Genomic DNA, 8,787 nt, shown 5'->3' on the forward strand with positions numbered 1-8,787 from the left:
TCTAACACACCCATACCACACCACTTTCCCCCCCCCCCCCGCTCTCCCGACCTCGCCCCGCGCGCGCCCCCCCGGGGCGGGGCGCCCCCCCCCGGGCCCCCACGACGGCGTCGAACGGTTCGTCCAGGCCCCGCAACAGGTCCAGCACGGCCGCGGCGGACAGGAAGCTGTCCAGCCAGCCCTCGGCCGACTCCGGGCCCCAGCGCGGTGTCCTGGCGAGGATCTCGGTGCCGGGGCTCGCGGCCGCGCGGGCCCCGGCTTCGATCTCCTTGGTCATCGCCTCGGTGGTGTTGCAGTTGGTGACGACGATCCTCATCGATGCTTCCTCGACACCGCGTAGTACAGCGCCGCCGACGACGCCGTGCCGATGAACCACGAGTACGGCGCGGCCGGCGCGAAGTACGGCACCAGCGCGATCACCGCGGCCAGCGCGGCGGTCGGGAAGAACGTCACCAGGGCACGCGGGTTCACCCGCGGGTAGATGCCACCGTCGACGAACAGCTGGGCGACGTCGACCTTGCCGCGCCGGATCAGGTAGTAGTCGACGATCATGATCCCGAACAGCGGGCCGAGGAACGCGCCGAGCCCGCCGAGGAAGTAGTTGACCACCGCCGGCGAGGAGTACAGCTTCCACGGCAGCACGCACAGGGCCGCGACCGCGCTGATCATCCCGCCGATGGTGAAGGTGATCCGCTTCGGCCAGATGTTGGCCAGGTCGTAGGCGGGGGAGACGAAGTTGGCGACGATGTTGACGCCCATGGTGGCGACGGCGAAGGTCAGCGCGCCGACGATGAGCACCGGCGTGTTGTGCACCTTGGCCAGCAGTTCGGCCGGGTCGGTGATCGCCTCGCCGAACACCTGCATGCTGCCCGCGGTGACGATCACCGACAGGAGTGCGAACGCCGTCGAGTTGATCGGCAGGCCCCAGAAGTTCCCGCGCTTCACCGTCTTCTGGTCCGGGGCGAAGCGGGAGAAGTCGCAGAAGTTGAGCATCAGCGTGCCGTAGGTGGCCAGGATGAGCCCGGCCGCGCCGAACCACTGCCGGATCTGCTCCCCGGTGGAGAGCTGTTTGGGGCTGCTGGTGAAGGAGATGTTCCAGTGCCCGGCGGCGAGGATCCAGACGGCGAGGGCGATCATCACGACCCAGATCGCCGGGCCGCACCAGTCCTGGAACTTGCGCACCGACTCCATGCCGCGGGTCAGGATCAGCGCCTGGACCGCCCACAGCGCGACGAAGCAGATCCAGCCGAGCGCGTGCAGGCCGAGGAACCCGTGCTCGGTCAGCGGTTTCAGGCCCGGGTCGATGGCCAGCACGAGCAGCGTGATGGCCACGCTCGCGAGGTAGGTCTGGATGCCGTACCAGAAGATCGCGATGATCGCGCGGATCAGCGCGGGCAGGTTCGCGCCGAAGGTGCCGAAGCTGATCCGCGCCACGACGGGGAACGGGACGCCGGTGCGCTGGCCGATCCGGCCCATCAGGTTCATGCCGACGTAGATGATGACGAACCCGAACAGCAGGGCGGTGAACACCTGCCAGGCCGACAGCCCGAGCACGAACAGGCCGGCGGCGAAGGTGTAGTTGCCGAGGTTGTGCACGTCGGACATCCACAGCGCGAAGATGTCGTAGACCTTCCACCGGCGTTCCTTCGCGGGGGCGAGGTCCTCGTTCCAGAGCCGCGGGTCGGGTGGCGTCGGTGTCTCTTGTGAAGGTTCGGTGAGCGGGGCGGCGGTCATGCGGGCCCTCCGATCTACGTATCTTTCGGGGGTTCCGGGTGGCGGAGCCCCCGGCTGGGGCGAAGCCCCGTCTGACACAGTGCGGGGACGGCGATTTGGGATACCAAACTTTGGAATCCCAAATATCACCCCGGCGTCCGCCCGAGTCAACCCTCCGGCCGATAAACTCGTGTTACGGCCGGTTACGGCGGTGTTGAAGGAGGGGGCGCGGTGAACGAGCGGCAACCCCTCGCGGCCACCCGGCAGCGGGTGCGCGAGGAGCTGCGCGAACGGATCCTGACCGGCCGGCTCCGCCCGGGCGACAGGCTGGTCGAGCGCGAACTGGCCGAAGACCTCGGCGTGTCGAGGGTGCCGGTGCGCGAGGCCATCCGCAGCCTGGAGGCCGAGGGGTTCCTCGTCGTCCAGTCGCCGCGGCGGGTGGTCGTCCGGCAGCTGGCGCGGGTCGACGTCGAGGAGCTGTTCGACGTCCGCGAGGCCCTCGAAGGCCTGGCCGCCGGGCTGGCGGCGGCTCGTGCGGGTGCGGCGGAGCTCAAGCGCCTCGACCGTGTCCTCGCCGACGCTGCCCGCGCCACGGCCCGCGGCGACGCGGCCCGGATCACCGTGCTGAACTCGCGCTTCCACGACGAGATCGTCGCCATCGCGGGCAACGCACTGCTCTCCACCATGCTGCAGCCCCTGGAGGGCCGGCTCCGCTGGCTCACGAGCCAGAACGAGCACTGGGCCGAGCTGCTCGACGAGCACCGCCGGCTGTACGAGGCGATCGCGTCCGGGGACGCGGAGCGGGCGAAGGCGTCCGCGATCGAACACGTGCGGGTCAACCGGGAGGTCACCCTGCGGTCGCTCTTTCCGCAGGTCACAGCTTGATGACGAAGGTCACGCTGCGTACCAGACAGCTCACCCATTAACATGATCGCGGAACCTTCGCTCCTTGAGCCGAAGTGGCATATCCGACACCCCGCGAGGCCCCGGCCAACAGGCGCTTCCCAGCGGCTTCATGGGAAATTCACAGAATGGGTGGCAAGTCTGACAACGTGAACCACGCCGACGACGGTGCCGGATCGGCGGCACGATGACGACTGCCCAGGCCACGCTCGAGGCCCCCGCCCGCGCCACGAGACCGGGCGGCAAAGCGCCCTACCTCCACCAGATCGACCTCTTCCGGTTGATCACGTTCGCCTGCGTCATCCTCATCCACGTGGTGGGCGCGACGAACTTCGCGCAGGACGTCGGCGCCAACGCCGTCGAGACGCCGCTGCACTTCACCCGCGAGGCCTTCTTCGCGCTCACCGGGTTCGTGCTGGTGTTCCAGAACCGCCGCCGCGAGTTCACCGCGGGCGACTTCTGGCGACGGCGGCTCCCGCTGGTCGCGACGCCCTACCTGGCGTGGTCGATGTTCTTCTGGGCGTACGGCCTGGTGACCGGCGAACAGCAGCCGGGCTCGCTCGAGGCGTCGATGCGCCTGCTGCTCGAGGACCTGCTCACCGGCGGGGCCTGGTACCACCTGTACTTCCTGCTGGTGACGATGCAGGTCTACCTGCTGTTCCCGCTGCTGATGAAGCTGCTGCGAGCGACCGAGGGCAAGCACAAGTGGCTGCTGCTCGGCAGTGGCCTGGTGCAGGTCGGCGTCACGCTGTTCATGACCTACCAGCCGCTCGGCGTGAGCTACGAGACGATCACCCACCTCTACGGCACGATCCTGCCGTACCAGTTCTACACGCTGTTCGGCGCCGTGGTGGCCATGCACTTCGAAACCGTGCACGCCTGGGCGGGCCGGCACCGGCTGCTGCTCGGCGGCGCGCTCGTCGCGGTGCTGGCGGGCACCGAGTGGTTCTACTTCCACACCGTCCACAATGGAACCTTCCCGCAGGTGGCCAGCGACCCGTTCCAGCCGTACCTGATCCCGTGGTTCCTCACGGTGATCGCGGCGATCTACGCGTTCGCGACGCGGTGGGCAGCGCGCCGCCGGGAGGGCAGCCGCGGGGCCCGGGTGGTCTCGTGGGCGGCGAACCGGTCGTTCAGCATCTTCCTCGTGCACCCGCTCGCGCTGGCGCTGCTCGGGCCGGCGATCCCGCACGTCGCGGAGCGGTTCGGGGCGCCGTGGCTGAGCGTCATCATCTACCTGGCGACGATCGTCCTGACCGTGCTGATCGTCGAGGCCCTCCGGCGGCTGCCCGGCAGTCGGGCCCTCACCGGGCGCCCGCGGCTGCGCCCGGCGAAGGTGCCGGCTCAGGTGTCCTGACCACGAGCGCCGGCGGTGACCGCCTCGGCGGGGTCGGTCTCGTCCGCGACCGGGGTCTTCCCGGGGCCGAAGAAGGCGATGTAGAGCAATAGGGCGCCCATGATGGCAGCGCCGGCCCACATCGCCTGCTGCCAGCCGTCGACGAAGGACTGGTGGGCGGCGCGGAGCAGGTCCGGTGCGTGCGGGCCGGCGCTGCCCGCCGCCTCGACGGCGTTGGCGACGCCGGCTCGGGCGGCGTCCGCGGCTTCCCGGGAGATGCCCTGCAGCCGACCGTCGATGGCGCTGCGGTAGCCGGCGGACACGAGCGCGCCGAGCAGGGCGACGCCGAGTGCGGTGCCGAACTCGCGGGTGACGTCGTTGAGGGCGGACGCGACCCCCTGCTTCTCGCGCGGCAGGGAGGCGGTGATGGCCTCGGTGGACGGGGTCATCGACAGCCCCATGCCGGCGCCCATGGCGAGCAGGCCGGGCAGGACGGAGAGGTAGCCGCCGCCGACGGAGACGAACAGCGCCATGAGCGCCATGCCGGCGCCGGCCAGTGCGACGCCCACGACCATGGTCGAGCGTGCGCCGATCCCGGCGGCCAGCTTGGCTGCCAGGCCGGAGGCGATCATCATCGCGAGCGCCATCGGCATCATCGCGGCCGTCGACAGCAGGCCCGGCCAGCCGAGCACGGCCTGGAAGAACGGGAAGAGGACCACGCCGATGCCCGCCTGGACCCCGAAGACCACCAGCAGGGTGAGCGAGCCGCCCGACAGCCCGCGCTCCCGGAACAGGCGCACGTCCAGCAGCGAGGCGTCGCGGCGGCGCAGCTCCCAGGCCACGAAGCCGACGGCGGCGACGAGACCGGCGGTCAGGCTGATCAGGGTCGCGGGCGCGGTCCAGCCGCGTTCGGGACCCTCCTGCAGGACGAAGATGAGGCCGGTCACGGCGATCGCGGAGACGAGGGCGCCGACGGTGTCGAACCGGTGGGCCGAGGTCTCGCGGGAGTCGGGCACCGACTGCACCGTCATGGCCAGCGCCACCAGGATCAACGCCACCGGCAGGGCGAACAGCCAGCGCCAGTCGGCGACGTCGACGAGGAGCGCGGCGAGGAACATGCCCAGGATGCCGCCGCCCCCGGCGACGCCGGTCCACACGCCGATCGCCCTGCCGCGCTGCGCCTCGGGGAAGGTGGAGGTGATGACGGCCAACGTGATCGGCATGATCATCGCGGCCCCGATCCCGCCCGCCACGCGCGCGGCGAGCAGCACCTCCGCGGTCGGGGCCAGGGCGGCGACCACGGTGGCGACGCCGAACACGCCGAGTCCGGCGACGAGCACGGGCTTGCGGCCCAGCCGGTCACCCAGGGCGCCGAGCGGCAGCAGCAGCGCGGCCAGGGCGAGGGTGTAGCTGTTGATGATCCACAGGACCGTGCTCTGGGAAGCGCCGAACTCCACGGCCAGGTGGGTCTGCGCGACGTTCAGCCCGGTCGCCGAGGCGATCACCGCCATCAGGGCGATCGAGACGGTGATCAGGATCGAGCGCAGCCGGCGCGCATCGGGGGCGCCCCCGCCGCCGGTCTGGGTGGTCGGTACGGGCTGGTTCGTGCTCATGGGTTCCTCTCGAAACGGGCCTGTCGGAGCTGTCCACGACGTTAAGCGCGAATTGCTGCGGAGGCATACGCTCTTGCGTATGACGCAAGAAGATGGCGATCTGGACAGCCTCGTGCGCAAACGCATCCGCGCCCTGCGGGTGGCGCAGGGCTGGTCCCTGGACGAACTGGCCTCCCGCGCCCACCTCAGCCAGTCCTCGCTGAGCCGTATCGAGAACGGTCAGCGCCGCCTCGCGCTGGACCAGCTGGTCACCCTCGCCCGCGCCCTGGACACCACCCTGGACCAGCTCGTGGAGACGGCCACCGACGACGTCGTCACCAGCCCGACGATCGACGGCGCCCACGGCCGGATGCGCTGGACCGTCAAGGCCGATCCCGGGATGAGCGTGGTGCGCCAGCGCATGACCGAACCGCCCCCGGACAACCCGGCCCGCATGCGCGCCCACCCGGGCCGCGAATGGCTCGTCGTCCTGTCCGGCACGGCGACCCTGATGCTCGGCCACCGCCGCTTCCGCCTCGAGACCAACCAGGCCGCCGAATTCCCCACGATGCTGCCGCACGCGATCGGCGCCGAGGGCGGGCCGTGCGAGATCTTGGGCATCTTCGACCGGGACGCCCGCCGTGGCCACCAGAACGACGACGCCCAGGGTGGTCCCGGCTGAGCGCGTGCACCTCGGCCGACGTCTTCGAATCCGGCGCACCGTCCACGGCGGACGGCTCGCCGGCCGGGTCCCGCAGGCCGATCCCCGTGGTCACCCGTGCGGGTGGCGGGCGTCATATCCGGCGTCCCGGGCATGTCACAGCGCGCGGATCCGCGGCAGTGGGATATGCTGGCGGCCCGTGGGACTTCAGTCACGGGCAACCAAGTACGTCTTTGTCACCGGAGGCGTCGCCTCCTCTCTGGGTAAGGGACTCACGGCTTCCAGCCTCGGTCAGCTCCTTACCGCGCGCGGGCTTCGCGTCACGATGCAGAAGCTCGACCCCTATCTCAACGTCGACCCCGGGACGATGAACCCGTTCCAGCACGGTGAGGTGTTCGTCACCGACGACGGCGCCGAGACCGACCTCGACATCGGGCACTACGAGCGGTTCCTCGACCGCGACCTCGACGGCAAGGCCAACGTCACCACCGGCCAGGTCTACTCCGAGGTGATCGCCAAGGAACGCCGCGGCGAGTACCTCGGCGACACCGTGCAGGTCATCCCGCACATCACCGACGAGATCAAGGCGCGGATCACCGCGGCCGCCGGGCCCGACGAGACCGGCCAGGCGCCGGACGTCGTCATCACCGAGGTCGGCGGCACGGTCGGCGACATCGAGTCCCTGCCGTTCCTGGAGGCCTGCCGCCAGGTCCGCCACGACGTCGGCCGCGACCACTGCTTCTTCCTGCACGTCTCGCTGGTGCCGTACCTGGCGCCCTCGGGTGAGCTGAAGACGAAGCCGACCCAGCACTCGGTCGCCGCGCTGCGCAACATCGGTATCCAGCCCGACGCGCTGGTCTGCCGGGCCGACCGGGAGATCCCCGAGGACCTCAAGCGCAAGATCGGCCTGATGTGCGACGTCGACACCGAGGCCGTCATCGCCTGCCCGGACGCGCGGTCCATCTACGACATCCCGAAGGTGCTGCACGGCGAGGCGCTCGACGCCTACGTCGTCCGCCGCCTCGGCCTGCCGTTCCGCGACGTCGACTGGACGGTGTGGGGCGACCTGCTCGACCGCGTGCACAACCCGAGCGAGATCGTGCGGATCGCCGTCGTCGGCAAGTACATCGACCTGCCGGACGCCTACCTGTCGGTCACCGAGGCCCTGCGTGCGGGCGGGTTCGCCCACCGCGCCAAGGTCGAGATCGTCTGGGTCGCCTCCGACGACGCGCAGACCGCGTCCGGTGCCGCCTCCGTGCTGTCCGATGTGGACGGTGTGCTGATCCCGGGCGGGTTCGGCATCCGCGGCATCGAGGGCAAGGTCGGCGCGATCGAGTACGCCCGCACCCGCGGTGTCCCGCTGCTCGGCCTGTGCCTCGGCCTGCAGTGCATGGTCATCGAGGCCGCCCGGCACCTGGCCGGCATCACCGACGCCGGGTCGTCGGAGTTCGACGAGAACACCAAGCACCCGGTGATCTCGACCATGGCCGACCAGCGCGACGTCGTCGCGGGGGAGCGGGACATGGGCGGCACCATGCGCCTGGGCGCCTACCCGGCGAAGCTCAAGGCGGGTTCGCAGGTCGCGAAGGCCTACGGCAGCACCGAGGTCTCCGAGCGGCACCGGCACCGCTACGAGGTCAACAACGCCTACCGCAAGCAGCTCTCGGACGCGGGTCTGGTGTTCTCGGGCACCTCGCCGGACGACCACTTGGTCGAGTTCGTCGAGCTGCCCGCCGACAAGCACCCGTTCTTCGTCGGCACGCAGGCCCACCCCGAGCTCAAGAGCCGCCCGACCCGGCCGCACCCGCTGTTCAGCGCGTTCGTCAAGGCCGTGGTGGACCGCAAGGTCGCCGAGCGGCTGCCGGTCGAGCTGCCCGAAGCTCCGGTGGCGGCCCGGTGACCGCGCCGGGCGAGCACGAGTTCAGCGTCGCCTCCAGCCGGGACGTCCACATCGGACGCGTCGTCGGCCTGCGGATCGACGACGTCGTGATGCCGGGCGGTGACACCGCGGTCCGCGAGGTGATCGAACACCTCGGCGCGGTGGCGATCGTCGCACTGGACGAGGAGCAGCAGGTCACGCTGATCCACCAGTACCGGCACCCGATCGGGCACCGGCTGTGGGAGCTGCCCGCGGGCCTGATCGACCACCTCGGCGAGGACCCGGTCGGCACGGCCAAGCGCGAGCTCGTCGAAGAGGTCGGCCTGGCCGCGGACGACTGGGTGACCCTGGTCGACGTCGCCGCGTCGCCCGGCTTCACCGACGAGGTCGTGCGGGTCTTCCTGGCCCGCGGACTGTCCGAAGTGGACCGTGAGGTGCTCGGCGAGGAAGAAGCGGACCTGGTCATCCGCAAGTTCCCGCTCGCCGAGGCCGTGCGGATGGCCCTGGCGGGCGAGCTGGTCAACGGCGCCACGGTGTCCGGGGTGCTGGCCGCGCACGCGGTGCTCACCGGCGCGGCGCCGTCCCGCCCGGCGGACGCGCCGTGGGAGGACCGCCCGACCGCGTTCGCCAAGCGCAAGCAGTCCTGACCGCCGGCCCCAAGCGCCCCAATGTGGCGTTGGGTGCGTTGAACGCACCGAACGCC

The 8,787-nt window shown here is 70.7% G+C and carries 7 protein-coding genes and 1 pseudogene; 5 read left to right on the forward strand and 3 right to left on the reverse strand.

Annotation, left to right across the window (positions count from 1 at the left end; translation table 11 throughout):
• Positions 1 to 61: 61 nt before the first annotated feature.
• Together ACWEVN_RS43600 and ACWEVN_RS43605 are read right to left on the reverse strand one after the other, a co-directional pair.
• Positions 62 to 316, reverse strand: a pseudogene (locus tag ACWEVN_RS43600) (aspartate/glutamate racemase family protein); the annotation flags it as partial.
• Positions 313 to 1,734 (reverse strand): NCS1 family nucleobase:cation symporter-1, encoded by a 1,422-nt coding sequence (locus ACWEVN_RS43605; RefSeq protein WP_452055193.1) that lies wholly within the window; start codon positions 1,732 to 1,734, stop codon positions 313 to 315. The gene ACWEVN_RS43605 and the pseudogene ACWEVN_RS43600, both read right to left, overlap by 4 nt.
• Positions 1,735 to 1,944: 210 nt before the next feature.
• Between ACWEVN_RS43605 and ACWEVN_RS43610 the strand changes: the two genes are divergently transcribed.
• Complete coding sequence (locus ACWEVN_RS43610; protein ID WP_310971392.1) at positions 1,945 to 2,598, forward strand: GntR family transcriptional regulator; 654 nt, start codon at positions 1,945 to 1,947, stop codon at positions 2,596 to 2,598.
• 205 nt (positions 2,599 to 2,803) lie between these two features.
• Positions 2,804 to 3,973 (forward strand): acyltransferase, encoded by a 1,170-nt coding sequence (locus ACWEVN_RS43615; RefSeq protein WP_452055194.1) that lies wholly within the window; start codon positions 2,804 to 2,806, stop codon positions 3,971 to 3,973.
• On the opposite strand, the gene ACWEVN_RS43620 is transcribed toward ACWEVN_RS43615, so the two are convergent.
• Positions 3,961 to 5,565 (reverse strand): MFS transporter, encoded by a 1,605-nt coding sequence (locus ACWEVN_RS43620; RefSeq protein ID WP_452055195.1) that lies wholly within the window; start codon positions 5,563 to 5,565, stop codon positions 3,961 to 3,963. The two genes, ACWEVN_RS43615 and ACWEVN_RS43620, sit on opposite strands and share 13 nt — an antisense overlap.
• A gap of 79 nt (positions 5,566 to 5,644) precedes the next feature.
• On the opposite strand from ACWEVN_RS43620, the gene ACWEVN_RS43625 reads away from it, so the two are divergent.
• From ACWEVN_RS43625 to ACWEVN_RS43635, 3 genes are all read left to right on the forward strand, one after another.
• The gene (locus ACWEVN_RS43625) at positions 5,645 to 6,226 is read left to right on the forward strand and encodes a helix-turn-helix domain-containing protein (RefSeq protein ID WP_452055196.1); all 582 of its coding nucleotides are present in this window, start codon (positions 5,645 to 5,647) and stop codon (positions 6,224 to 6,226) included.
• A gap of 178 nt (positions 6,227 to 6,404) precedes the next feature.
• A complete protein-coding gene (locus ACWEVN_RS43630) occupies positions 6,405 to 8,105 on the forward strand; it encodes a CTP synthase (RefSeq protein WP_449687754.1) in 1,701 nt (566 codons plus the stop codon).
• Positions 8,102 to 8,731 (forward strand): NUDIX domain-containing protein, encoded by a 630-nt coding sequence (locus ACWEVN_RS43635; protein ID WP_449687753.1) that lies wholly within the window; start codon positions 8,102 to 8,104, stop codon positions 8,729 to 8,731. Before ACWEVN_RS43630 ends, ACWEVN_RS43635 begins: the two co-directional genes overlap by 4 nt.
• Positions 8,732 to 8,787 lie beyond the last annotated feature (56 nt).

Source organism: Amycolatopsis sp. NPDC003861, assembly GCF_053605405.1.

Excerpts from the sequence above, each read along its gene's own strand:
- ACWEVN_RS43605 (WP_452055193.1), bottom strand. The coding sequence starts at position 1,734 with ATGACCGCCGCCCCGCTCACCGAACCTTCACAAGAGACACCGACGCCA.
- ACWEVN_RS43615 (WP_452055194.1), top strand. The coding sequence starts at position 2,804 with ATGACGACTGCCCAGGCCACGCTCGAGGCCCCCGCCCGCGCCACGAGA.
- ACWEVN_RS43620 (WP_452055195.1), bottom strand. The coding sequence starts at position 5,565 with ATGAGCACGAACCAGCCCGTACCGACCACCCAGACCGGCGGCGGGGGC.
- ACWEVN_RS43625 (WP_452055196.1), top strand. The coding sequence starts at position 5,645 with ATGACGCAAGAAGATGGCGATCTGGACAGCCTCGTGCGCAAACGCATC.